Annotated in this window: 21 protein-coding genes and 2 pseudogenes; 10 read left to right on the top strand and 13 right to left on the bottom strand. The window is 69.5% G+C overall.

Annotated features, from left to right (window positions below):
* Window positions 1-330: 330 nt before the first annotated feature.
* From pdhA to AB0I77_RS25220, 3 genes are read left to right on the top strand one after another with little or no spacing between them, the layout of a single operon-like run.
* The gene (gene pdhA / locus AB0I77_RS25210; protein ID WP_363284924.1) at window positions 331-1,521 is read left to right on the top strand and encodes a pyruvate dehydrogenase (acetyl-transferring) E1 component subunit alpha; all 1,191 of its coding nucleotides are present in this window, start codon (window positions 331-333) and stop codon (window positions 1,519-1,521) included.
* Between the two features lies 1 nt (window position 1,522).
* Window positions 1,523-2,524, top strand: a complete 1,002-nt coding sequence (locus AB0I77_RS25215; RefSeq protein ID WP_363284925.1) for an alpha-ketoacid dehydrogenase subunit beta — start codon at window positions 1,523-1,525, stop codon at window positions 2,522-2,524.
* A 10-nt stretch (window positions 2,525-2,534) separates the two neighbouring features.
* On the top strand, window positions 2,535-3,941 hold the full coding sequence (locus AB0I77_RS25220) for a dihydrolipoamide acetyltransferase family protein (protein ID WP_363284926.1): 1,407 nt from the start codon (window positions 2,535-2,537) through the stop codon (window positions 3,939-3,941).
* A 112-nt stretch (window positions 3,942-4,053) separates the two neighbouring features.
* On the opposite strand, the pseudogene AB0I77_RS25225 reads toward AB0I77_RS25220, so the two are convergent.
* The 3 genes and pseudogenes from AB0I77_RS25225 to AB0I77_RS25235 all read right to left on the bottom strand — a co-directional run bounded on the left by AB0I77_RS25225 (window position 4,054) and on the right by AB0I77_RS25235 (window position 6,060).
* Window positions 4,054-4,604, bottom strand: a pseudogene (locus tag AB0I77_RS25225) (class I SAM-dependent methyltransferase).
* The gene (locus AB0I77_RS25230) at window positions 4,601-5,140 is read right to left on the bottom strand and encodes a GNAT family N-acetyltransferase (RefSeq protein ID WP_363284927.1); all 540 of its coding nucleotides are present in this window, start codon (window positions 5,138-5,140) and stop codon (window positions 4,601-4,603) included. Before AB0I77_RS25230 ends, AB0I77_RS25225 begins: the two are co-directional and overlap by 4 nt.
* Before the next feature lie 83 nt (window positions 5,141-5,223).
* Window positions 5,224-6,060, bottom strand: a complete 837-nt coding sequence (locus AB0I77_RS25235) for a serine hydrolase (RefSeq protein ID WP_363284961.1) — start codon at window positions 6,058-6,060, stop codon at window positions 5,224-5,226.
* Between the two features lie 293 nt (window positions 6,061-6,353).
* Between AB0I77_RS25235 and AB0I77_RS25240 the strand changes: the two genes are divergently transcribed.
* The gene (locus tag AB0I77_RS25240; protein WP_363284928.1) at window positions 6,354-7,004 is read left to right on the top strand and encodes a GntR family transcriptional regulator; all 651 of its coding nucleotides are present in this window, start codon (window positions 6,354-6,356) and stop codon (window positions 7,002-7,004) included.
* Window positions 7,001-8,305, top strand: a complete 1,305-nt coding sequence (locus tag AB0I77_RS25245; RefSeq protein ID WP_363284929.1) for an MFS transporter — start codon at window positions 7,001-7,003, stop codon at window positions 8,303-8,305. Before AB0I77_RS25240 ends, AB0I77_RS25245 begins: the two co-directional genes overlap by 4 nt.
* Window positions 8,306-8,459: 154 nt before the next feature.
* Here AB0I77_RS25245 and AB0I77_RS25250 read toward each other — a convergent pair whose 3' ends face one another.
* The gene (locus AB0I77_RS25250) at window positions 8,460-9,284 is read right to left on the bottom strand and encodes a maleylpyruvate isomerase family mycothiol-dependent enzyme (protein ID WP_363284930.1); all 825 of its coding nucleotides are present in this window, start codon (window positions 9,282-9,284) and stop codon (window positions 8,460-8,462) included.
* Between the two features lie 182 nt (window positions 9,285-9,466).
* Between AB0I77_RS25250 and AB0I77_RS25255 the strand changes: the two genes are divergently transcribed.
* Window positions 9,467-10,261: a carbon-nitrogen family hydrolase gene (locus AB0I77_RS25255; protein WP_363284931.1), complete on the top strand. Its 795-nt coding sequence runs from the start codon at window positions 9,467-9,469 to the stop codon at window positions 10,259-10,261.
* 15 nt (window positions 10,262-10,276) lie between these two features.
* Here AB0I77_RS25255 and AB0I77_RS25260 read toward each other — a convergent pair whose 3' ends face one another.
* Both AB0I77_RS25260 and AB0I77_RS25265 read right to left on the bottom strand, forming a co-directional pair.
* On the bottom strand, window positions 10,277-10,771 hold the full coding sequence (locus AB0I77_RS25260) for an LURP-one-related family protein (protein WP_363284932.1): 495 nt from the start codon (window positions 10,769-10,771) through the stop codon (window positions 10,277-10,279).
* Window positions 10,768-11,766, bottom strand: a complete 999-nt coding sequence (locus AB0I77_RS25265; protein ID WP_363284933.1) for a helix-turn-helix domain-containing protein — start codon at window positions 11,764-11,766, stop codon at window positions 10,768-10,770. The genes AB0I77_RS25260 and AB0I77_RS25265 overlap by 4 nt, the downstream gene beginning before the upstream one ends.
* Before the next feature lie 52 nt (window positions 11,767-11,818).
* Between AB0I77_RS25265 and AB0I77_RS25270 the strand changes: the two genes are divergently transcribed.
* A complete protein-coding gene (locus tag AB0I77_RS25270) occupies window positions 11,819-12,205 on the top strand; it encodes a cupin domain-containing protein (RefSeq protein ID WP_363284934.1) in 387 nt (128 codons plus the stop codon).
* 164 nt (window positions 12,206-12,369) lie between these two features.
* On the opposite strand, the gene AB0I77_RS25275 is transcribed toward AB0I77_RS25270, so the two are convergent.
* The 5 genes from AB0I77_RS25275 to AB0I77_RS25295 form a co-directional block, all read right to left on the bottom strand.
* Entirely contained in the window at window positions 12,370-12,534 is a 165-nt protein-coding gene (locus AB0I77_RS25275) for a hypothetical protein (RefSeq protein ID WP_363284935.1), read from the bottom strand.
* Window positions 12,535-12,588: 54 nt separating this feature from the next.
* Window positions 12,589-13,632: a glycosyltransferase family 2 protein gene (locus AB0I77_RS25280; RefSeq protein WP_363284962.1), complete on the bottom strand. Its 1,044-nt coding sequence runs from the start codon at window positions 13,630-13,632 to the stop codon at window positions 12,589-12,591.
* Between the two features lie 310 nt (window positions 13,633-13,942).
* Window positions 13,943-14,194 carry a DUF6458 family protein gene (locus AB0I77_RS25285; protein ID WP_363284936.1) on the bottom strand — a complete coding sequence of 84 codons (252 nt, stop codon included), beginning with the start codon at window positions 14,192-14,194 and terminating at the stop codon, window positions 13,943-13,945.
* A gap of 130 nt (window positions 14,195-14,324) precedes the next feature.
* Complete coding sequence (locus AB0I77_RS25290) at window positions 14,325-15,623, bottom strand: M18 family aminopeptidase (protein WP_363284937.1); 1,299 nt, start codon at window positions 15,621-15,623, stop codon at window positions 14,325-14,327.
* 164 nt (window positions 15,624-15,787) lie between these two features.
* Entirely contained in the window at window positions 15,788-17,629 is a 1,842-nt protein-coding gene (locus tag AB0I77_RS25295) for an acyl-CoA dehydrogenase (protein WP_363284938.1), read from the bottom strand.
* Between the two features lie 196 nt (window positions 17,630-17,825).
* On the opposite strand from AB0I77_RS25295, the gene AB0I77_RS25300 reads away from it, so the two are divergent.
* Complete coding sequence (locus AB0I77_RS25300; protein ID WP_363284939.1) at window positions 17,826-18,311, top strand: SseB family protein; 486 nt, start codon at window positions 17,826-17,828, stop codon at window positions 18,309-18,311.
* Between the two features lie 133 nt (window positions 18,312-18,444).
* Entirely contained in the window at window positions 18,445-19,416 is a 972-nt protein-coding gene (locus tag AB0I77_RS25305; RefSeq protein ID WP_363284940.1) for a pirin family protein, read from the top strand.
* Between the two features lie 71 nt (window positions 19,417-19,487).
* Here the strand turns inward: AB0I77_RS25305 and AB0I77_RS25310 are convergent, their stop codons facing one another.
* Window positions 19,488-20,306, bottom strand: coding sequence for a Bro-N domain-containing protein (locus AB0I77_RS25310; protein WP_363284941.1), 819 nt, complete (start codon window positions 20,304-20,306; stop codon window positions 19,488-19,490).
* A gap of 137 nt (window positions 20,307-20,443) precedes the next feature.
* On the opposite strand from AB0I77_RS25310, the gene AB0I77_RS25315 reads away from it, so the two are divergent.
* Window positions 20,444-21,613 (top strand): AI-2E family transporter, encoded by a 1,170-nt coding sequence (locus AB0I77_RS25315; RefSeq protein WP_363284942.1) that lies wholly within the window; start codon window positions 20,444-20,446, stop codon window positions 21,611-21,613.
* Here AB0I77_RS25315 and AB0I77_RS25320 read toward each other — a convergent pair.
* Window positions 21,604-23,706 (bottom strand): annotated as a pseudogene (locus AB0I77_RS25320) (SpoIIE family protein phosphatase); the annotation flags it as partial. The gene AB0I77_RS25315 and the pseudogene AB0I77_RS25320 sit on opposite strands and share 10 nt — an antisense overlap.
* Window positions 23,707-23,819 lie beyond the last annotated feature (113 nt).

Below are 23,819 nucleotides of genomic sequence, written 5' to 3' on the forward strand. Positions count from 1 at the left end.
TCCGCCGCCGCCGTGATACCGCTGAGTGGGCCCTTCCCGTGTCCCGGGTCACCGGGATAACGTGCCGTTGTTCCGGCCCCCTGCGAGGCTGTGACCAGGGACTGTTCCCCGATTTCGCGATTTACTTGGAAATCCAAGCAAAATCGCAGGTCAGAAGGGGTTTCACAGAAATGTGGAGCACTGGGTAACGTGCCTGTTGCAGGGCGCTCGCCGGGGCACCTGTCACGCCTGATCCCGAACGGGCCGCACCCACCCCGTGCGTCCGTGAGGCCAGGTGAGCCGCACTGGCGCCCGGCGAACCCGGGTAGCCGGACCGACGGAGGAGCACACGTGACCGTGGAGAGCACTGCCGCGCGCACACCGCGACGCAGCGCAGGTACAACCGGCGCAAAAAGCACGGCCGGCAAGCGCGGAACCGCAAAGAAGTCGTCAAATACCGAGCCTCAGCTCGTCCAGCTGCTGACGCCCGAGGGCAAGCGCGTCAAAAGCGCCGACTACGACCGGTATGTCGCCGCCATCACCCCTGAAGAACTCCGCGGCCTCTACCGCGACATGGTGCTCACCCGCCGCTTCGACGCCGAGGCCACCTCCCTGCAACGCCAGGGCGAGCTCGGCCTGTGGGCCTCGCTGCTGGGCCAGGAGGCCGCACAGATCGGCTCCGGCCGCGCCCTGCGCGACGACGACTACGTTTTCCCGACCTACCGCGAGCACGGCGTCGCCTGGTGCCGCGGCGTCGACCCGGCCAACCTGCTCGGCATGTTCCGCGGCGTGAACAACGGCGGCTGGGACCCGAGCGGCAACAACTTCCACCTCTACACGATCGTCATCGGCGCGCAGACGCTGCACGCGACGGGCTACGCGATGGGCGTGGCCAAGGACGGCGCGGACTCGGCGGTCATCGCCTACTTCGGCGACGGCGCCTCCAGCCAGGGCGACGTGGCCGAGTCCTTCACCTTCTCCGCGGTCTACAACGCCCCGGTGGTGTTCTTCTGCCAGAACAACCAGTGGGCGATCTCCGAGCCGACCGAGAGGCAGACCCGCGTGCCGCTCTACCAGCGCGCGCAGGGCTACGGCTTCCCGGGCGTCCGCGTCGACGGCAATGACGTGCTCGCCTGTCTGGCCGTCACCAAGTGGGCGCTGGAGCGCGCCCGCAGCGGCGAGGGCCCGACCCTGGTCGAGGCGTACACGTACCGCATGGGCGCCCACACCACCTCCGACGACCCCACCCGCTACCGCCACGACGACGAGCGGGCCGCCTGGGAGGCGAAGGACCCGCTGCTGCGCCTTCGCCGGTACCTGGAGGCCTCAAACCACGCGGACGAGGGATTTTTCGCGGAACTGGAGAGCGAGAGCGAGGCGTTGGGCAGGCGAGTGCGCGAAGCGGTCCGCGGCATGCCGGACCCGGACCGCTTCGCCCTCTTCGAGCACGCGTACGCGGACGGACATGCGCTCGTCGACGAGGAGCGGGCGCAGTTCGCCGCCTACCAGGCGTCGTTCGCGGACGCAGAGGGGGACAACTGACATGGCGGACACGGTGGCTTCCAAGACGGTCAAGAGCATGCCGCTGGCGAAGGCGATCAACGAGTCGCTGCGCACGGCGCTGGACACGGACCCCAAGGTCCTCGTCATGGGCGAGGACGTCGGCAAGCTCGGCGGCGTCTTCCGGGTGACCGACGGCCTGCAGAAGGACTTCGGCGAGAGCCGGGTCATCGACACCCCGCTCGCCGAGTCCGGGATCGTCGGCACGGCGATCGGCCTGGCCCTGCGCGGCTACCGCCCCGTGGTGGAGATCCAGTTCGACGGCTTCGTCTTCCCGGCCTACGACCAGATCGTCACGCAGCTGGCGAAGATGCACGCGCGCTCGCTGGGCAAGGTCAAGCTGCCGGTCGTCGTGCGCATCCCCTACGGCGGCGGCATCGGCGCGGTGGAACACCACTCGGAGTCGCCGGAGTCGCTGTTCGCGCACGTGGCGGGCCTGAAGGTGGTCTCTCCCTCGAACGCGTCGGATGCGTACTGGATGATGCAGCAGGCCATCCAGAGCGACGACCCGGTGATCTTCTTCGAGCCCAAGCGCCGCTACTGGGACAAGGCCGAGGTGAACACGGAGGCCATCCCGGGCCCGCTGCACAAGGCCCGTGTGGTCCGCGAGGGCACCGATCTGACCCTGGTCGCCTACGGTCCGATGGTGAAGCTCTGCAAGGAGGTCGCCGACGCGGCCGCCGAGGAGGGCAAGTCCCTGGAGATCCTCGACCTGCGCTCGGTGTCTCCGCTGGACTTCGACTCCATCCAGGCCTCGGTGGAGAAGACGCGGCGCCTGGTGGTCGTCCACGAGGCGCCGGTGTTCTTCGGCTCGGGCGCGGAGATCGCCGCCCGGATCACGGAGCGCTGCTTCTACCACCTGGAGGCCCCGGTGCTCAGGGTCGGCGGCTACCACGCCCCGTACCCGCCGGCCCGCCTGGAGGAGGAGTACCTGCCGGGCCTGGACCGGGTGCTCGACGCCGTCGACCGTGCCCTGGCGTACTGAGGAGAGGGTCGTGACGACGATGACAGAAGCGTCCGTACGCGAGTTCAAGATGCCGGACGTGGGCGAGGGGCTCACCGAGGCCGAGATCCTCAAGTGGTACGTCCAGCCCGGAGACACGGTCACCGACGGCCAGGTGGTCTGCGAGGTGGAGACGGCGAAGGCGGCCGTCGAACTGCCCATCCCCTACGACGGTGTGGTCCGCGAGCTGCACTTCGGCGAGGGCACCACGGTGGATGTGGGCACGCCGATCATCGCGGTGGACCTGGCGGGCGGCGGCGCGGCTCCTGAAGGGGCGCCGGCTCCCGCGGAGGCGCCCGCTCCCGCGGAGAGGAAGCCCGAGGAGCCGAAGTCGGCAGGTTCCGGCCGCCAGCCGGTCCTCGTCGGGTACGGCGTGGCGACGTCCTCCACGAAGCGCCGCCCCCGCAAGGGCCCGGACATCCCGGTCCAGGAGGCCTCGGCGGCCATCCAGACAGAGCTGAACGGCCATGGAGCCGCCACCGCCGACCCCGCCCGGCAGCGCCCTCTCGCCAAGCCGCCGGTGCGCAAGCTCGCCAAGGACCTGGGCGTCGATCTATCGACGGTCACTCCGTCGGGCCCGGACGGCATCATCACGCGCGAGGATGTGCACGCGGCGGCGGCGCCTCCCGCTGCCGAGCCCGCCGCCCCTGTGGTCGAGGCCCCGGCGCCCGTGGTGACGTACGACGGCGCGCGGGAGACCCGTGTCCCGGTCAAGGGCGTGCGCAAGGCGACGGCGGCGGCGATGGTGGGCTCGGCGTTCACGGCGCCGCATGTCACGGAGTTCGTGACGGTCGACGTGACGCGCACGCTGAAGCTGGTCGAGGAGATCAAGCGGGCCCCCGAGAAGCACGAGATGCAGGGCCTGCGGGTCAACCCGCTGCTGCTGATCGCCAAGGCCCTGCTGGTCGCGATCAGGCGCCACCCGGACATCAACGCGTCCTGGGACGAGGCGGCCCAGGAGATCGTGCTCAAGCACTACGTCAACCTGGGCATCGCGGCGGCGACCCCCCGCGGCCTGATCGTCCCGAACATCAAGGACGCCCACACGAAGACGCTGCCGCAGCTGGCGCAGGCACTGGGCGAACTGGTGTCCACGGCGCGGGAGGGCAAGACGTCCCCCGCCGCCATGCAGGGCGGCACGGTGACGATCACCAACGTCGGCGTCTTCGGCATCGACACCGGCACGCCGATCCTCAACCCCGGCGAGTCCGCGATTCTCGCGGTCGGCGCGATCAAGCTCCAGCCGTGGGTCCACAAGGGCAAGGTGAAGCCACGCCAGGTGACGACCCTGGCACTGAGCTTCGACCACCGGTTGGTGGACGGGGAACTGGGCTCGAAGGTGCTGGCGGATGTGGCGGCGATTCTGGAGCAGCCGAAGAGACTGATCACCTGGGCGTAGTGAGAAAGGGAGCCGCGCACTCGACTCCGGGTGCGCGGCTCTCCTGTGCGAAAACCGCTTCAACAGGACCGGCAACTCGTCACTGGGCAACTCGTCACTGGGCCTGGCCGCCTCAACGCTCCCCAACAGTTCGCCGTCGAGTCGGCTTTCGAGCCAGCAGGGTCGCGACCTGCCTCTTCCTGCCCTCGCCCGGCTCCTGCACCACCCGCGCGGTGACCACCAGTCCCGTCCGGCCGAGTGTTCGGCGAGCTGGTCCGGCGGCAGCAGGTGGGACTCGTACGAGACCGGATGACCGCCGTACGCCCGTGTCGGGCGCAGCCGCTCGCCGTCTCCCACGTGGCCGGCCGGCATCAGGCGGCCGCCGGGGGCCAGGACGCGGTGGAACTCGGGCGTATACGCGGGGCAGCAGCTCCGGCGGGGTGTGGTGGGTGGAGTAGTAGGCCAGGATGCCGCCGAGGGTGTCGTCCTCGATGTCCAGGGCGGGGTGGGCCTGTTGGGCCAGTTCGATCATTTTCGGTGACAGGTCGACGCCGAACGCGGGCACGCTCAGCTCGGCCGGGAGAGTGGGTCCAGTTCCGCGGGCGTCTTGACCTGTTCGAAGTAGTCGGCGGCGACGGTGTCGTACGACTCCCGGACCGCCGCGAGATACGAAGCCTCGGTCATGAGAGGACAGTGGGGACAGCGGGGGCAGCGGGGACAGCGAGGCGCATGCGAACGTAGGCCCCCTCGCCCGGCCCCCTGCGCCGGTGGCCGTCCGGTTGCCAGCCGTGTCGGGTGTAGAAGGTCCGGGCCCGGCTGTTGCGTTCCCAGGCTTCCAGCAGGCCCGTGTCCAGGGACGCCTCGCGCAGGAACCGTACGAACGCGGCGTGCAGGCGGCTGCCGATGCCCTCGCCCCAGTGGTCCGGGCGGACATGGATCTGGAACAGCTGGCCGACGGCCGTGGCGTCCACGTCGGTGTCCAGCGGCGGGCCCATCAACGCGATGCCCGTCAGCTCGCCGTCCCGCTCGGCGCACAGCACCGTCCGGGTGTTGTCGTGGAGGGCCCGCTGCCATGCCTCTCGGCGGCGGGTGAGCGCCTCGGGAGAGGTGAGTTCCGGGGCCGACCAGCCGCCCGCGCGGTAGTAGGCGGTACGGGCCTCGGTGTGCAGGTCGGTGATGGCGTCCAGGTCGTCGGGGTGTGCGGGGCGGAGAGCTGTCATGGGTCACATGGTGAGGGCCCCTCGCCGTCGGCGAGGGGCCCTTTACTCAGCTATGGAACCTCAGCTATGGAACCGACTCGGTGTCAGCCCAGCCTCGCGAAGCCGTAGTTCATGAGCTTCTTCGCGTCCGACTCGCGCTGGGCGATCGAGGACGAGGCCAGGACCGTGCCGATGACCGTCTTGCCGTTGCGGGTGGCGGCGAAGACGAGGCAGTACTTGGCCTCCGGGCCGGAACCGGTCTTCACGCCGATCGTGCCGCTGTAGCTGCCGAGCAGCCCGTTCGTGTTGGTCCACGCCGCCATCGTGCGGGTGCTGCCGGTCTTCGTGATCGTCTTGGCCGTGTACGACTTCGTCTTCACGACCCCGCGGAAGAAGGACGTCTTCATCGCGTTGCTGGCGAGCTTCGTCAGGTCGCGCGGCGTCGAGTAGTTCGAGCCGTTGCCGATGCCGTCGAACGAGTCGAAGTGCGTGTTCGTCAAGCCGAGCTGCGTGGCCTTGGCGTTCATCTTGCCGATGAACGACTTCACCCGCGCGGCCCGCGTCGTGCCCGTGCCGAACTTGTCGGCCAGCGCGTACGCCGCGTCGCAGCCGGACGGCAGCATCAGCCCGTACAGCAGCTGGCGGACGGTGACCTTGTCGCCGACGATCAGGTGGGCCTGCGAGGCGTTGTTGGCGACGATGTAGTCGCTGTACGCCTTCTGGATCGTGACCTTGGAGTCGAGGTTGAGGTTCGACTGCGAGAGCACGACCTTCGCGGTCATGATCTTCGTCGTGGAGCCGGTGGAGAGCTTGGTGTCCGCGGCCTTCGTGTACAGCGTCTTGGCGTTCGTGTTGTCCATCAGATAGCCGCCCTTGGCGACGATCGTGGGCGCGGTGACGGCCTGCGCGGGTGCCGCGGTGAGGGCTCCGGTCGCGAGCATGGCGCCAGTGGTCACCGTGACGGCGACGGCTCTGCGGATGCGAACGGCCTTGATGCCGCGCACGCCGCCCTTGATGCCGGTTATCAACTGAGATACCCCGATTGTGTCGAATGACCCTGAAGCGCGGCCGGTTGAGGTGGCAGGAAGGTAGGCCGCAAGTGTGTGACATGTAAGTAGCACAGTTGGTTGTGCCGGTGCGGCACCGGGTCCCGGCTCTTCACCGGAAGGTGCCGCTCCGGTCCGCATGTTGGACGGTCGCCATCATGCGTACGTGTTGTATCTAAGCTGTAGGCATGAGCCTGGCCGTGAAGCATCCACCCGCTGCCGACCGCGTCTATGCCCACGTCAAGCAGGGCGTTCTCGACCGCCGTTACCAGGGCGGGACCCTCCTCACCGAGGGTGAGCTCGCCGAGGCCGTCGGGGTCTCCCGCACACCTGTGCGAGAGGCGCTGCTGCGGCTCGAGGTGGAAGGGCTGATCAAGCTTTACCCGAAAAAGGGAGCCCTGGTCCTGCCCGTGTCCGCGCAGGAGATCGCGGACGTGGTCGAGACCCGGCTGCTGGTCGAGGAACACGCGGCCCGCAAGGCCGTACCCGCGCCGGCCGGGCTCGTCGAGCGGCTCGAAGAACTCCTCGCCCGGCAGAAGGAGCAGGCCGCCGCCGGTGATCTGGCCGCGGCCGCCGTCACCGACCGCAGCTTCCACGCCGAGATCGTCCGCAGCGGCGGCAACGAGATCCTCTCCCGGCTCTACGACCAACTCCGCGACCGGCAACTGCGCATGGGCGTCGCCGTCCTGCACTCCCACCCCGACCGGATCGCCAAGACCCTCACCGAGCACGAGGAGATCCTCGACGCACTGCGCTCCGGGGACGCGGACGCCGCGGTCGGCGTCGTCCACCGGCACGTCGGCTGGTTCTCGCACCTGGCGCGCGGTGAGGTCCGATGAGCGGCTCCTCCGCGGCCACGCTGCCGGGGGATCCGCCCGGCGGCCGGCGCGCGATAGCCGTCTGGGGCATCGGCGTCTCGGTCTACTTCGTCGCCGTCATCTTCCGTACGTCCCTCGGGGTCGCCGGCCTCGACGCGGCCGAGCGCTTCCACGTGGGCGCCTCCGCGCTGTCGACCTTCTCGATCCTGCAACTCCTGGTGTACGCGGGCATGCAGATACCCGTGGGCCTGCTGGTGGACCGGCTCGGCACCAAGAAGGTGCTGGGCCTGGGAGTCGTTCTCTTCACGGCCGGACAACTGGCCTTCGCCTTCTCGCCCTCGTACGGCATGGCCCTCGCCTCGCGCGCCCTGCTGGGCTGCGGGGACGCGATGACCTTCATCAGCGTCCTGCGGCTCGGCACGCGCTGGTTCCCGGCCCGGCGCGGGCCGATGGTCGCGCAGTTCGCGGGGCTCGCGGGCATGGCGGGCAACCTCGTCTCCACCCTTGTGCTGGCCCGGCTGCTGCACGGGATCGGCTGGACCGCCACGTTCGCGGGCAGCGCGCTCGCGGGGGTCGTCGTCTTCGTGCTTCTGCTGCTGTTCCTGAAGGACCACCCCGCCGGGCACGAGCCGGAGCCGTTCCCGCACCAGGGCGCCGCCTACGTACGGCGGCAGATCGCTGCGTCCTGGCGGGAGCCGGGGACACGGCTCGGGCTGTGGGTGCACTTCACCACCCAGTTCCCGGCGATGGTGTTCCTGCTGCTGTGGGGACTGCCGTTCCTGGTCCAGGCGCAGGGGCTGTCGCGGGCCACGGCCGGTGAACTGCTGACCCTGGTCGTGCTCTCGAACATCGTGATCGGGCTGGTGTACGGCCAGATCGTCGCCCGGCATCACGGGGCGCGGCTGCCGCTGGCGCTGGGCACCGTGGGTGCGACGGCGCTGATGTGGGCGGTGACGCTGGCCTACCCCGGTGAACGGGCGCCCATGTGGCTGTTGGTGGTGTTGTGCACGGTGCTGGGGGCGTGCGGGCCCGCGTCGATGCTCGGCTTCGACTTCGCGCGGCCGGCCAATCCGCCGGAGCGGCAGGGCACGGCTTCCGGGATCACGAACATGGGGGGCTTTGTCGCGTCGATGACGACTCTGTTCGCGATCGGGGTGCTGCTCGATGCGACCGGGGACGACTACACGGTGGCGTTCTCGGCGGTGTTCGTTCTCCAGGCGCTGGGGGTGAGTCAGATTCTGCGGTTGCGGAAGCGGGCGGCCCGGCGGGAGCGGGAACGGCTGGTCGCCAGTCGGGTGGAGACCGTGCACGTGCCCGCGTGACGCGACTGCGGTTCGCCGCGACGGAGGTCGTGATCAGCGGTGGTGTCGCCATGACGATCACCGAGGACCGCTGATCACCTCACCGAGGACCGCTGAACGCTGGGGAGCACCGCGGACCGGCCGGCGCCGGTCACGGGGTCACGGGGTCACGGGGTCACTGTGTGACCGTGAAGTTCCGCAGGATCGCTCCCGTGAGTACCGGGTCGCCGTCCGCCTTCAGCCGGTCCTGCACGGCCTCCGGGGTCACCCGGCCGCAGGCCAGGCGGACGTAGGTCTCCCAGTCGAGGGTGAGCGTGGCCGCGGGGCCGAGGGCCGGGGACGATTCCAGGGTGCCGCGGCCCTGGATGTCGACGCGGATCGTACGCAGGAACTCGATGGGGCCGTGCACGTCGAAGACGATCGCCGAGCTGCGCGGGGCCTCGGCCTTCTCGGCCACGATGTCGGGGAGCGCGGCGAGCAGCACGTCACGGGCGACGTGTGCGCCGGGGGAGTCGAGATTGCCCGGGCGGCCGAGGGCGGTGCGCAGGTCCTGTTCGTGCACCCAGACGTTGAACGCGTGGTCGCGCATGGACTCTTCGAGCGTGACCTCCGTGCTGAGCGGGGCACGCACCTTCGTGCCCGGGTCACGCGAGTCGTTGCGCAGCTGGCGGTTGCGGCGGATGATCACGTACTCCAGCTCGGACGTCATCTCGGGCCCCGTGTGGTGGCGCCGGACGTCGACCTGCATCTCCATGTAGCGCTGGTGGTCGTTGGTGACGTGGAACAGGTCGCGCGGAAGCGTGTGGATGGGGCGCGGGTCGCCGAGCATCTCGCAGTCCAGGCCGATGACATGGGAGACCACGTCACGGATCGACCAGCCAGGGCACGGCGTACGCCTGTTCCACTCCCCCTCCACGAGCGGCTGCACCAGCTCGGATATCGCTTCGATGGAGTGGGTCCAGGCGTCGGCGTAGGGCTGGAGAGTGGGATGCAGACTCACGGAACGGGACCCCTCGGCGGTCGGTACACGGGATGGTTGTGGCGGCGTTGCCAGTGGGAGGTGGCTGCTGTCGGCGGGTGTCTTGGAACGCTAAGTTACGCTGCTGTGAGGCACCCCGGCAGTGCTTTCGTGTGACGATCGTAGGCCCGTGTGGACGACTCGAATGCCAGGACGGTGGTAGTGTGCGCGCCTCTCTGATCCAGATCGCCGTGGACGAGGGCGAATCGGTCGCATCCCGGCGGCGTCGTGTGGGCGCACTGGTACGGGATCAGGCCGGGGCCGATCTCGTGGTGCTGCCGGAGCTGTGGACGACGGGAGCGTTCGCGTACAAGGAGTTCGCGAACGAGGCCGAGCCGCTCGAAGGACCGACGTACGAGGTCATGGCGAAGGCGGCGAGCGACGCGGGCGTGTGGCTGCACGCGGGCTCGATTCCCGAGCGTGACCCCGACGGTCCCCTGTACAACACGTCCCTCCTCTTCTCCCCCTCCGGTGACCTGGCCGCCGCCTACCGCAAGATCCACCGCTTCGGCTTCGACAAGGGCGAGGCCGTGCTGATGGGCGCGGGGCGGGAACTGGTGACCGCTCGGCTGCCCGAGACGACGCTCGGCCTGGCGACCTGCTACGACCTCCGTTTCCCCGAACTCTTCCGCGGCCTCGTCGACGCCGGCGCCGAGACCCTGGTCCTCCCGGCGGGCTGGCCGGAGCGCCGCCGGGCGCACTGGACGCTGCTGGCTCAGGCGCGGGCGGTCGAGAACCAGGCGTTCGTGCTCGCGTGTGGAACGGCCGGGACGCATGCGGGAGTTCCACAGGCCGGTCACTCGATCGTGGTAGATCCCTGGGGCGAGGTGCTGGCGGAGGCGGGCGAGGGCGAGGAGATCCTCACCGTCGACTTCGACGCCGGGAAGGTCCCGATGACCCGCGAGCTGTTTCCGGCGCTGAAGGACCGGGTGCTGGGGATCCAGCCCTCTCGCGGCTGAAGCCCTACTGGTCCTCTAGTCCTCCCGTTCCTTCTCCGCCAGATGGATCACGCACACCGTCACCGCGATCAGCAGCGCCGGGTCCGCGTCCTCCCGGACGACGTCGACCCCGTACGTCTCCCGGACATGCAGCCACCGCCGGGAAATGACGGCGAGCAGCTCACCGTCGTACTCGATGGCGAACTCGCGGTCGAGGATCTTGCCGCTGACGTCCAGGTCGGTGTGGCCGTCCGCAAGGGACACCCGGTAGTGGTTGCGCAGCAGGGACAGCCGTTTGCGGCGGATCGTCGCGAGCGGCTCGCCCTCCCGTTCGATCACCATCGTGTCCCGCAGGGCGAACATCTTCTGACGGATGTCGATGAGGACACGCCCGTGCGTGTCCTTCAGCTCGAAGGTGTCCCGCAGGCGCATCGCCTTGCCGTCGACGAGGAACACCTTGTTGCCGTGGTCGTCCTCGATCCAGTAGTCGTCACCGAAGCCGAGGAGCCGGTCGCGTACCAGGAATCTCATGACAGGAGGGCTTCCCCGCCACCCGGTCCGAAACGCCGCCGGTAGGCCGACGGGCTGAGTCCGGTCTCGCGCCGCAGCCGCACCCGGAGGTTCGCGGCGGTCCCCAGCCCGCTCCTCGCCGCCACCACGTCCAGCCGCTCCTCCCCGCGCTCGATCAGCCGGCAGGCCAGCGCCACGCGCTCCCCCGTGAGCCAGGCGAGTGGAGTCGTCCCCATCTGCGTGCGGAAACGGCGGTGGAGCGTGGCGGGGGAGACGGCCGCGCGGGCCGCCAGGTCCGCCACCGTCAGGGCCTCCCCCAGCCGCTCCTGCGCCCACGCAACCAGCGGGCCCAGCGACTCGTCCGGTACGTCCGGCACCGGCCGCTCCACGAACTGCCGCTGCCCGCCGTCCCGGTGAGCGGCGAAGACCAGTCGCCGGGAGACGTGGTTGGCCATCTCGGCGCCATGGTCTTGGCGCCACAGGTGCAGCCCGAGATCGAGCGCCGCCGCGCTGCCCGCGGCGGTGAGGATGTCGCCCTCGTCCACGAACAGCACGTCCGGCTCCAGCAGGACCTTCGGGTGCAGCCGCCGGAAGAGGTCCGCCCACAGCCAGTGCGTGGTGGCCCGCCGCCCGTCCAGCAGCCCGGCCTCGGCGAGCGCGAAACTGCCGGTGCAGAAGCTCAGCACGCGGGCGCCACGCGCGTGCGTGCGGCGGATCGCGTCGAGTACGGCGGGGCCGCGCGGCACGACGTTGTCCGGCCGGCCGGGTACGACCAGGGTGTCGGCGTCGTCCACCGTGTCCAGACCGCTCACCCCGGTCAGGGTGAAGAACCCGTGGTTCATCCGCACCTCGGGCGCCGGCGCGCACAGCGTCACCTCGTACGGCGGCCGTACCGGCCCCAGTTCGGGCCGCGGCAGCCCGAACAGCTCGGTGGCCACACCGACCTCGAAGGGGTTCGTGCCCTCGTCGACGATCACGGCCACTCGATGAGGGCGCTGAGAGGATCCTTGCGGCATGTGCGATTTCTAGCACTCGTACGGCGGTCCCACCACACCCGACGATGAGCCCATGGATCCCATCTCGCTGTCCACCGCCCTCGCCTCCTTCACCGAGCGGTGGAGCCCCCGCATCGTCACGGCCGTCAACGACTACGACGTACGCGTCGCCAAGGTCGAGGGCGAGCACGTGTGGCACGTCCACGACCACACCGACGAGTTCTTCCTGGTCCTGGACGGCGAACTCCACATCGCCCTACGGGAGGCGGAGGGTGAACGCACGGTCGTCCTGCCCAAGGGGAGCGTCTTCACGGTCCCGCGCGGTACGGAACACAAGCCGTACGCCCCGGCGCCGACCGCGATCCTCGTCTTCGAACCCACCGGCACCTTCTCGGTCGGCGACCGCCACGACGACGTACCGGAGCACGTGGACGCGACGACGGGTCACGCGCTGGGTTGAGCGCGTTTCACTGCCGTGAGCAGGGCGTTGAGGGCAGAGCTTTGAGGTCAAGGCGGTGTGGTTCGACCTGCCGACGAGCTCCGCTGCGTCGCCCGCCGACCGGTCGGGTCCCTGACGGATGTACTCAGCACTGCCGCCGGTCAGGTCGGGGGCACTGCCGAAGCTCAGCGACGCCGCGGGCGCGGGGCCAGCTTGTACAGGGCCAGGCCCGCGGCCACCAGCGTGGTGGCCGTGACCATCAGGGCCATGCTGTTGATCCACAGGCCGGTGGCGGCCATGGTGGCGCCGCCCGCGCCGGTGGTGCCGGCGCCGATCACTCTTCCGTACATGGTGGTTCTCCTAGAGGTCCTAGAGGTGTGGTGCGTTGGTGCGTGGGGGGAGGCTCAGGTGGCCACCCACTTCTCCTCCGTGCGGCGCAGCAGGCCCCACAGCGAGGAGAAGTAGATGGCGTGCTGGAACAGGTCGTAGAGCATCTCCGGGAGCATCAGCGCCGCGACCAGGACGGCGCGAGGGCCGGCGCGGCGTACGGAGACGGTCTTCTCGACCATGAAGAGCAGGCCGATCGCCGTCCAGAACGGGGAGAATCCGGGCCAGCCGTACAGCGTCGTGTACGTGATCATGAAGGTCAGGTAGACGAGGAAGGACAGCGCGCCGAAGCCCATCAGGAACTGCTGGGCGAAGTAGCGGGCGGTGACCCGGGTCCAGCCGTAGTCGCGCAGGTTCTCCAGCGCGCCGCGCTGCCAGCGCAGGCGCTGGTGCCACAGCTTGCCCAGGGTCGGCATGACCTCGGTGGTGACCGCGCAGCCCGCCGGGGACATGGTGCGGTAGCCGAGGGTCTTGACCGCCTTGGTCATCTCGTCGTCCTCGGTGAGCGAGGCGAGGCTGTAGTAGCTGGTGCCGCCGCCGATCACCCCGGCGCGGCGGGCGGCGCGCACCTCGCGCAGTACCCGGGAGCGGAATATGGTCCCGGTTCCGGTGAGGACCTGGGCCTTGCCGCCGGTGCGCTCCAGTTCCCAGGCGTAGCGGTGGAACTCCATGCGCTGGAGCAGGCCGAGGAAACCGCCGCCCTGCTCGCCGTAGAAGACGCCGCCTACGGCGCCGACCCTGCGGTTGACGGTGGCGAGGGCGGTCTCGGCGAACCAGGGGCTGAGGACGGTGTCGGCGTCCTGCACCAGCAGCAGGTCCCGGTCGTCCAGGTGGGGCAGTACCCAGGCGATGGCCTGGTTGAGAGCGCCGGCCTTCTTGTGCGTGTTGCCCCGCGTGTGGAAGACCTGCGCGCCGTGGGCCGCGGCGATGGCGGCGGTGTCGTCCGAGCAGTTGTCGGCGACGCACACGACGAGGTCCGGCCGTCGGGTCTGCTCCCACAGGCCGTCGATGGCGGCGGCGATGCGGTCCTGCTCGTTGTGAGCCGGTATCAGCGCCACGATGCGCGGCGCGGGGCCGGGTTCATCGGGCGCGGCGTGCGCCCGGCGCGCGGCGTGACGGCCCGGGCGCCGCTCGTGCGCCGCAGTAATAGCCGGATCGCGCGCCGGGGCGGCAGCCGGCACAGCAAGGTCGAGCACGCGGAGCCCCCCGTGGTGCTGGTGAAAGGCCCGGTACTGCTCTCCCCCCGGGTCTCAGGACTCCCCATTCTTTACGATATTCACACAACCACACAAGGTGCCTCCGGTCACGGAATGCTCAAGCTTGTCGGTGCTTGTCTGAATTCCGCGGCGTCGTCACCTGTCTGCCGGTGCGTCAGAAGCCGTAGCCGTCGCTGTATCCGTCACGGCGGCTGTGGTGTCGTTCCTCGTCGATGACCGGCGTCGTGGGCGGCACCACGACCCGCCTGCGCCGCGCGATGCTGCTGAACGTGCTGACGCCGATCAGTCCGACGATCATCAGGATGATGCCGACGAGGTCGAGGTTGACCCCCTCCATGTCCCAGTCGGTCGCGAACGTGAGGATGGCTCCCGCGGCGATGAGGATGATGCATCCGCCGAGGCCCATGAGTGTCGCCTCCCTGTGCGATCCGTTCGGTCCGGATCCGCTCGGTCCGGTCCCGTTCGGTCAGGTCCGGTCCGCGGTCGGGTACCCAGGGTGACAACCCCCATGCGAGGCCATGCGACGGTCGCCCGTTCTACGCCTCCAGGAACGCCACCAGCGCGTTCGCCAGCAGATGCGGGTCGTCGGCGCCGCACAACTCCCGTGCGCTGTGCATCGACAGGATCGCCACGCCGATGTCGACGGTCATGATGCCGTGCCGGGCCGCGGTGATCGGGCCGATCGTCGTGCCGCACGGCATGGAGTTGTTGGAGACGAAGGACTGGAAGGGCACGTCCGCCTTCTCGCAGGCGGCGGCGAAGAGCGCGCGGCCCGAACCGTCCGTCGCGTAGCGGTTGTTGACGTTGACCTTGAGGATCGGTCCGCCGTTGACGCGCGGATGGTGCGTCGGGTCGTGCCGCTCCGCGTAGTTGGGGTGCACCGCGTGACCGGTGTCGGAGGAGAGACAGACGGTGCCGGCGAAGGCCCTCGCCCGGTCCTCGTACGATCCTCCGCGCGCGAACACCGAACGCTCCAGCACCTGCCCGAGCAGCGGCCCGTCCGCGCCGGTGTCCGACTGCGAGCCGTTCTCCTCGTGGTCGAAGGCGGCGAGGACGGGGAGGTGCGGCAGGGCGCGGCCGCTCGTCGCGACGGCGGTCAGCGCGGCCACGCCGGAGTGCACCGACAGCAGGTTGTCCATGCGCGGGCCGGCGACCAGCTCCTCGTCACGGCCCAGGTAGGCCGACGGCTCCACGGAGTGCACCATCAGGTCCCAGCCGCTGACCTCGCCCGCGCCGAGCCCGCTCTCCTCCTCCAGGAAGGCGATCAGATCGCCGTCGCGCACATCGTTGCCCAGGCCCCAGACGGGCTGGAGATGCCGCTGCTTGTCCAGCTTGAGGCCCTCCGCCGACACGGAACGGTCCAGGTGGATGGCGAGTTGGGGCACGCGCAGCAGGGGGCGGTCGATGTTCACCAGGTGTGTCGAGCCGTCCCGCAGGGTCAGCCGGCCCGCCAGGCCCAGGTCGCGGTCGAGCCAGGAATTGAGCAGCGGCCCGCCGTAGATCTCCACGGCGACCTGACGCCAGCCGTGCGCTCCCGTGTCGGGCCTCGGCTTGACCCGCAGGTTGGGGGAGTCGGTGTGCGCGCCGACGATGCGGAACGGCGTGTGGGGCGCCGCACCTTCGGGGACGTACCAGGCCACGAGTGCGCCGCCGCGCAGCACGTACTTGCCGCCACTCGTCCCGTCCCAGGCGTCCGTCTCCGCGACCTGCCGGAATCCGGCCTTCTCCAGCCGCTCAGCGGCGCTCGCCACCGCGTGGTACGGCGTCGGGCTCGCCGTAAGGAAGGTCATGAGGTCGTCGGTGTGGCCGCGATCGAAGCGGGGGGGTTCGCTCATGGGGTTCACCTTAACGACGTGCGAAGGCCCACTCCCGGCGGAGGGAGCGGGCCTTCGCGAGGACGACGCGGGGCCGATGCGGGGCCGATGCGGGGCCGATGAGGGGATCGGGACGGGCCGCTACGAGGACAGGTGCGAGGACAGATGCGGGGACAGATGCGGGACTAGAACGCGGCCTCGTCCAGCTCCATCAGGTCCAGCTCGACGCCCTCGGCCACCTTGCGGGCCAGGGTGACGCCCGGCAGGACCTCGGCCGCGAAGAACTTCGCCGCCGCGATCTTGCCGGTGTAGAAGGGCACGTCCTTGGCGGGCACAGCCTTGGCCGAGGCCGCCTCCAGCTTCTCGGCGGCGATGGCGGCGCCCTTCAGCAGCAGGTAGCCGACGACCACGTCACCGGAGGCCATGAGCAGCCGGGTCGTGTTCAGACCCACCTTGTAGATGTTCTTGACGTCCTGCTCGGTGGCGGCCAGGTCGGTCAGCATCAGGCCGACGATCGCCTCCAGCTCGACGGCGGCCTTGGCCAGGTGCTCGCGGGCGCCCGCCAGCTCCTCGCCGCCGGTGCCCAGGGCCAGGAACTTCTTGATGTCCTCGGCGAGGGAGTTGAGCGCGGAACCCTGGTTGCGGACGATCTTCCGGAAGAAGAAGTCCTGGCCCTGGATCGCGGTCGTGCCCTCGTACAGGGTGTCGATCTTGGCGTCGCGGATGTACTGCTCGATCGGGTACTCCTGAAGGAAGCCCGAGCCGCCGAAGGTCTGGAGCGACTGGGCGAGCTGCTCGTAGCCCTTCTCGGAGCCGTAGCCCTTGACGATCGGCAGGAGCAGGTCGTTGAGCGCGTGCTCGGTCGAGGCGTCCTCGCCGCCGGCCTCCTTGACCTGGATCGCGTCCTGGATCGAGGCGGTGTAGAGGACAAGGGCCCGCATGCCCTCCGCGTACGCCTTCTGCGTGATCAGCGCGCGGCGTACGTCCGGGTGGTGGGTGATGGTGACCTTGGGCGCGGTCTTGTCCATGAAGTTGGCGAGGTCCGGACCCTGGACGCGCTCCTTGGCGTACTCCAGGGCGTTCAGGTAGCCGGTCGACAGGGTCGAGATCGCCTTCGTGCCGACCATCATCCGCGCGAACTCGATGATCCGGAACATCTGGCGGATGCCGTCGTGCTTGTCGCCGATCAGCCAGCCCTTGGCGGGGTGGCGGTCGCCGAAGGTCAGCTCGCAGGTGTTGGAGGCCTTGAGGCCCATCTTGTGCTCGACGTTGGTGGCGTAGACGCCGTTCCTCTCGCCCAGCTCGCCGGTCTCGAAGTCGAACTCGTACTTCGGCACGAAGAAGAGGGACAGGCCCTTGGTGCCGGGGCCGGCGCCCTCCGGCCTGGCCAGCACGTAGTGAATGATGTTCTCCGACATGTCGTGCTCACCGGACGTGATGAACCGCTTCACGCCCTCGATGTGCCAGGAGCCGTCCTCCTGCTGGACCGCCTTGGTCCGCCCGGCGCCCACGTCCGAGCCCGCGTCCGGCTCGGTGAGGACCATGGTGGAGCCCCACTGCTTTTCGGCGGCGAACTTCGCGATGTGCTTCTGGACCTCGTTGCCCTCCTCGAAGAGGATGCCGGCGAACGCCGGGCCGCAGGAGTACATCCAGACCGCCGGGTTGGCGCCGAGCACCAGCTCCGCGTACGCCCAGATCAGGGAGCGGGGAGCGGTCGTACCGCCGATCTCCTCGGGCAGGCCCAGGCGCCAGTACTCCGCGTCCATGAAGGCCTGGTAGCTCTTCTTGAAGGATGCCGGGACCGGCGCGGTGTTCGTCTCCGGGTCGAAGACCGGCGGGTTGCGGTCGGCGTCCGCGAAGGACTCCGCCAGCTCGTTCTCCGAGAGGCGCGTCAGCTCCTCCAGGACGCTCTTGGCGGTGTCCGTGTCCATCTCCGCGAACGGGCCGGTGCCGTACAGCTTGTCGCGCCCGAGGACCTCGAAGAGGTTGAACTCGATGTCGCGGAGATTCGACTTGTAGTGCCCCATGGCGACGGCTCCGTAAAAAGAGATCGGCGAGGCACTGGATCCTCGCGCACGTTCACATACCAGCAAGTAGCAAGCAGCTACGATGATGCTACCCGCCGGTAATAAAGAAGCAACCCCTTATCCGGTCATCTGTGACAGGTCACACCGTTCTTCGGCCGGTGCCGTCCCGGGGCGCGCTCTCGGTACCCTTACGCGCATGTACGGATACGGCCAGCCCATGGACGGTAACGGCGGCGCGCAGCAGCAGTACGCCCCGCCGCAGCAGCCCATGTCCGGCGGCGGCGTCGGCTACGGCCAGCAGCAGCCTCTCTACCCGGAGCCGTCTCCGCCCTCGCTCGCGGACGCGGTGCGGGCCTTCACCACCGGGCAGGTGACCGCCGAGGACTTCCAGCAGGTCTTCGCGACCTCGAAGGTCTACTGCCCGCGCGGTGACAACCCCGGCTTCCTCGCCCTGCACAACACCCAGCAGCCCGTGATCCCGATGTTCACCTCGCTCAAGGAGCTGCGCCGGTACGCGGGCAAGGAGTCCAAGTACTTCGTCATCACCGGCGCCGAGGTGATCGACCTGCTTCCGACCGGGTACGGCTTCGTCCTCGACATGGAGGGGGAGCACCGCATGGTCTTCGACGCGAAGGCCGTGGAGCAGATGGTCGAATTCGCGATGCGCCGGATGTACGGCTGACGGCCGAGAGTACGACCGACGTCACCACCTCGTCGTACGGAAAGCCCGGAGGGAATGCTCTCCGGGCTTTCCCCGTTAGGGGTGGCAGGAAGTTCAATGCTCAACTAAACTCGGAGCACAAGGAGGTACCGACATGCCTGCAGTGACCGTCGAGAACCCGCTGACGCTGCCGCGCGTCGCCGCGTCCGCCGACGCCGTGGCCCGTCCCGTACTCGCCGTCACGACCGCGCCCAGCGGTTTCGAGGGCGAGGGCTTCCCGGTGCGCCGAGCGTTCGCCGGGATCAACTACCAGCACCTGGACCCGTTCATCATGATGGACCAGATGGGCGAGGTGGAGTACGCGCCGGGGGAGCCGAAGGGCACGCCCTGGCACCCGCACCGTGGCTTCGAGACCGTCACGTACATCATCGACGGCATCTTCGACCACCAGGACTCCAACGGCGGTGGCGGCACCATCACCAACGGTGACACGCAGTGGATGACGGCCGGCTCGGGCCTGCTGCACATCGAGGCTCCGCCGGAGTCGCTGGTCGTGTCCGGCGGGCTCTTCCACGGGCTCCAGCTGTGGGTCAACCTGCCGGCCAAGGACAAGATGATGGCGCCGCGCTATCAGGACATCCGCGGTGGCAACGTCCAGCTGCTGACTACGCCCGACGGGGGCGCGCTGCTCCGGGTGATCGCCGGCGAGCTGGACGGTCACCAGGGACCGGGCATCACGCATACGCCCATCACGATGGTCCACGCGACGCTGGCACCGGGTGCGGAGCTCACCCTGCCGTGGCGCGAGGACTTCAACGGGCTGGTGTACGTGCTGGCCGGGCGGGGCGCGGTGGGCGCGGAGCGCCGCCCGGTCCACCAGGGCCAGACGGCGGTCTTCGGCGCGGGCTCCTCGCTGACCGTCCGTGCGGACGAGCGGCAGGACTCGAACACGCCGGACCTGGAGGTCGTACTGCTGGGCGGCCAGCCGATCCGCGAGCCGATGGCCCACTACGGTCCCTTCGTCATGAACACCCGCGAGGAACTCCAGCAGGCGTTCGACGATTTCCAGAAGGGGCGGCTGGGGACGGTGCCCGCGGTGCATGGGATGTCGGAGGGTGGGCTGTAGGCCCCCGAGTAACTGGGTACGGTGCGACGAGGCCCGAAGCCGCAACTTGGACTTGCGACTTCGGGCCTGTCCTATGAGTGCGTCGTTACGGCAGCACGTACACCGGCGCGCCATCCGGAGCGCAGCCCGTCTGCCATGCGGTAACTGGCCTCGCCCCGAACCAGCGCGGGCGCCAGGTAGGCGGCCACTGCGTGGATGTCCTCGGTGAAGACGAGGTTCTTCGCCTTCCAGGAGACAAGGAGCTGCTGGGGCGTCAACTTCGCTTCCGGATGACGGAGCTTGAGGGTCTGGGCGATGTCTTGGAGCGACTCGGCGATCACGCGGTGGCTGCGGGCGATGGTGCTCTGGTCGCGGGCGATTGTGTTCTGGCTGCGGCTGATCTCTCGTAGGAGTTCGGTTTGCTCCCTCTGGAAGGCCGCCATGATCTCGTCAGCCTGGATGTTCCTCACTTCGAGCCGGACGATCGCGTCGGCGACCTGTTTGGGCATGAAGTAGGCGGGGGTGCCGGTGGCGGGGGTCTGTGCGGGGGACGGTTCCAGGGAGTAGGAGCCGTCGCGCTGGATGATGGCGATGACTTCGGAGACCCAGTTCTTGAAGGGCTGCGATTCCGGCTTCGTGCACCCGTGAACGAGCTGGATCAGACCCTGTAGGTTCACCAACTTCATCGTTGTGCGGAACCCGTGACCTGCGGTATTGCGCCTTGCGTCGCTCAGACCGACGCTTCGCGCAATATCGCCGAAGGTTGTTGCGTGCTGTTGCGACACCACGCTCAGCACGGCGTCCCGCGTGTTCGCGTAGCCGAGATGCTTCGCCACATCCATCGCCGGGAACCAGTGCTCCCCGTGCGTCGTCGTCAGCCTCCGCAGCCGCGCTCCTGTCGCTGCGAACACGAACCCGCTTTTGCATAAAGGATGTTCACTCGATAGTGGACAGATGCATCGATTCCGCCGAGCGAGCCAGGACTGCACGGAACCCCTTTCGGCGCCCTCGGCGCGACACCAAACCTGACATATGGCCAGATAAAAGGGTGCAGGCACCCCGACCGCTCCTCCCCGACCCCGTCCGCCGCCTGGCCGCCTGGTGTGCCGTCGCTCTGCTCGTCGCCGGGGTCGTCTACGTCGGGATCCGGTTGTGTGGTGAGTTGCGTACGGCCGTCACGCCCGTGCTGCTCGCCCTACTCGGGACCGCGTTGCTCGGGCCCCTTTACCGGCGGCTCGTCAAGGCCGGAGTCAATCGGTCCGTTGCCGCCGGGCTGACCTGTGTCGCCGTTGTCGCTGTCGTCGGTGGGGCCGTGTACGTCGTCGTCGCCGCGCTCGTCGACACCGGGGATCAGATCGTCGACTCGCTGAGGGACGCCGCGCAGGATCTCGCCGAGTACTTCGGGGCCGCCGGCACCTCGCTGGACGATCTGGCGTCCAATGCGAGGGAACTGCTCACCAAGTTCGGGGGGACGGCCGTATCCAATGTCATCAGTGGGGTGAGTGTCGTCGGCGAGGCCATCGCGATGGCCGTGTTGGCGCTGCTGCTCGTCTTCTTCTTTCTGCGTGACTCCCACAAGGCCACCGGCGCCCTGCGGGCCCTCACTCCCCGTGAGGCCGGCGATGTCGTCGAGGCCATGGCCCGGCGGGCCTTCGAGGGCGTCGAGGGGTTTATGCGGGGGACCACGTTCATCGCGCTCATCGACGCCCTCTGCATCACCGTCGGGCTGCTCGTGCTCGACGTTCCGGGGGCCATCGGGCTGGGGGCGCTGGTCTTCGTCGGCGCCTATATCCCCTATCTCGGCGCCTTTCTCTCCGGCGCCGTCGCCGTGCTCGTCGCGCTCGCCGACCGGGGGGTCGTGATCGCGCTGTGGGTGGTGGGGGTCGTGCTCGCCGTGCAGGTGCTGGAAGGGCATGTACTTCAGCCGATGATCCAGAGCCGGACGGTGCAGATGCATCCGGCCGTCGTCATGCTCGCCATTACGGCGGGGGCCTCGGTGGCCGGGATTCTGGGGATGCTGCTCGCCGTGCCGCTCACCGCCGCCGTCTTCGGGGTCGCACACGAGCTGCGTACGCGCTACTCCGCTCCCGCGGCGGATCCGGCCGGTCCAGGATCGGATCCGGCCGGTCCAGCATCGGATCCCTCCGCCCCGGACGCGGATCCGTCCGGTCCCGACGTGGATCCGTCCGGTCCCGGTTCATCCGGCGTCGACTCGTAGAGCTCGAACCAGATGCTCTTCCCCTCGCCCCTCGGATCCACCCCCCACACCTCCGCGAGCAGCTCGATCAGCATCAGCCCGCGGCCCGACGAGGCGAGTTCGCCGGGTCTGCGTTTGTGCGGGAGGTCGTCGCTGGTGTCCGTGACCTCGACGCGTATCCGGCGTCCGCCCCGCTCGCCCCGCACCTCGGCCAGCAGCAGCGCGTCGGCGTCGGTGTGGACCAGGACGTTGGTCAGCATCTCGGAGAGCAGCAGGACCGCCGAGTCGACCTGGTCCGCCGAGGGCCAGTCGTGCAGCAGCTCTCTGAGCTGGTGGCGGGCCACCGCCACCCGTTCCGGTTCCGCCTGGGCCACCGACAGCATGGTGCGGCGCACCGTGGGGCGTATGACGACCGAGTCCCCGCAGCCGCAGTCCTCCCCCTGCCGGCACAGCAGCAGGACGGCTATGTCGTCCTCGCGGCGGTCGGCCAGCGGGCCGACGGTGTGGTGGGAGGACGGGCCGTGCACCGCCTGGACCAGGGCGTCGGCCAGTGCGTCCAGGTCGCCCTCGTGGTCTTCGAGGATCGTGCGGATGCGCTTCCAGCCGGTCTCCATGTCGTGGCCGCCGGTCTCGATCAGGCCGTCGGTGCACATCATCAGGGTCTCGCCGGGTTCCAGGGTGATCCGGGTGGTGGGGTAGTCGGCGTCCGGGTCGATGCCCAGCGGGAGTCCGCCGGCCGTGGGGCGGGTCAGGACCGTGCCGTCGGCCATGCGGATCGCCGGGTCGGGGTGGCCGGCGCGGGCGATGTCCAGGATGCCGGTCGTGGGGTCGGCCTCCACGTACAGGCAGGTCGCGAAGCGGAGGTCGGAGCGATCCTCGTCGCCGTACGTCATTCCGTGCAGGAAGCGGGAGGCGCGGGAGAGGACCGCGTCCGGGCGGTGGCCCTCCGATGCGTAGGCGCGCAGCGCGATGCGGAGCTGGCCCATCAGGCCCGCCGCCCGGACGTCGTGGCCCTGGACGTCGCCGATGACCAGCGCGAAGCGGCTGCCCGGCAGCGGGATCATGTCGTACCAGTCGCCGCCGACCTGGAGTCCGCCGCCGGTGGGGACATAGCGGGCGACGAGGCTCATGCCCGGTATCTGGGGGCCGAGCGTGGGGAGCATCGAACGCTGGAGGCCGTCCGTGAGCTCTCGCTCCGACTCCGCCAGGCCCGCCCGGGAGAGTGCCTGGGCGAGCATCCGCGCCACCGTCGTCAGGACCGAGCGCTCGTCGGGAGTGAACGCGACGGGATACGCGAAGGCCGCCAGCCACGTGCCCATCGTGCGGCCGGCCACCGTCAGCGGCAGGAACGCCCAGGACTGGCGGCCGAAGTGCCGGGCGAGCGGCCAGGTGAGCGGGTAGCGGGACTTGTAGTCCTCGGGGGTGGAGAGGTAGACCGCGCGGCCGGTGCGGGCCACCTCGGCGGCCGGGTAGTCCGTCTCCAGGGACATGTGGGAGAAGGGGTCCTCGTCGCCGGGCTGGTGGCCGTGGTGGCCGATGATCGTCAGGCGGTCGCCCTCGACGCCGAAGACGGCCAGGCCGTCCGGGGAGAAGCCGGGCATCGAGAGGCCGGCCGCCACCCGCAGTACCTCTGCCGTCGACCGAGCTTCGGCCAGGGCCCGGCCCGCGTCCAGCAGGAACGCCTCCCGGGAGCGGCGCCAGTCGCCGGTGACCGGGGTGCGCGCGGCGGTGCCCGGCGAGGGCTCGGTGACTTCCTGGAGGGTGCCGATCAGCTCGTACTCCCCGGTGGCCGGGTCGACGATCGGCTTGGAACGGCTGCGGACGGTACGGAGCACCCGGCCCTGTTCGTCCATGATCCGCAGCCGGGACTCGGCCAGGGTGCCCTCGGCGACGGCGAGCTGGACGATCCCGTCGACCTCGTTCCAGTCGACGGGGTGGAAACGGGAGCGGACCCCGCCCTCCGTGAGGGTGATCGGCTTGGCGGGGAGCCCGACCAGCCGCGCGGCCTCGGCGTCAAGACTGACGAGCCCCGCGTGGTTGTCCCATCGCCATAGGCCGGTCGCGAGGGCGGTGAGGGCATCCCCCACGGCGGGCAGGGGCTCACCAGTGCGCATTGCCCTACTTTAAGAAAAATTGATCGAACACTGCCACCCATGGGGGGCACGGAAATGGTGGGGAGGCGATCTTTGGGTGCCCGGTACCCTTGGGACGTCCGGGCACCGGGCCC

Origin of the sequence: Streptomyces sp. NPDC050619, from assembly GCF_040654815.1 — a bacterium.
Lineage (GTDB): Bacteria > Actinomycetota > Actinomycetes > Streptomycetales > Streptomycetaceae > Streptomyces.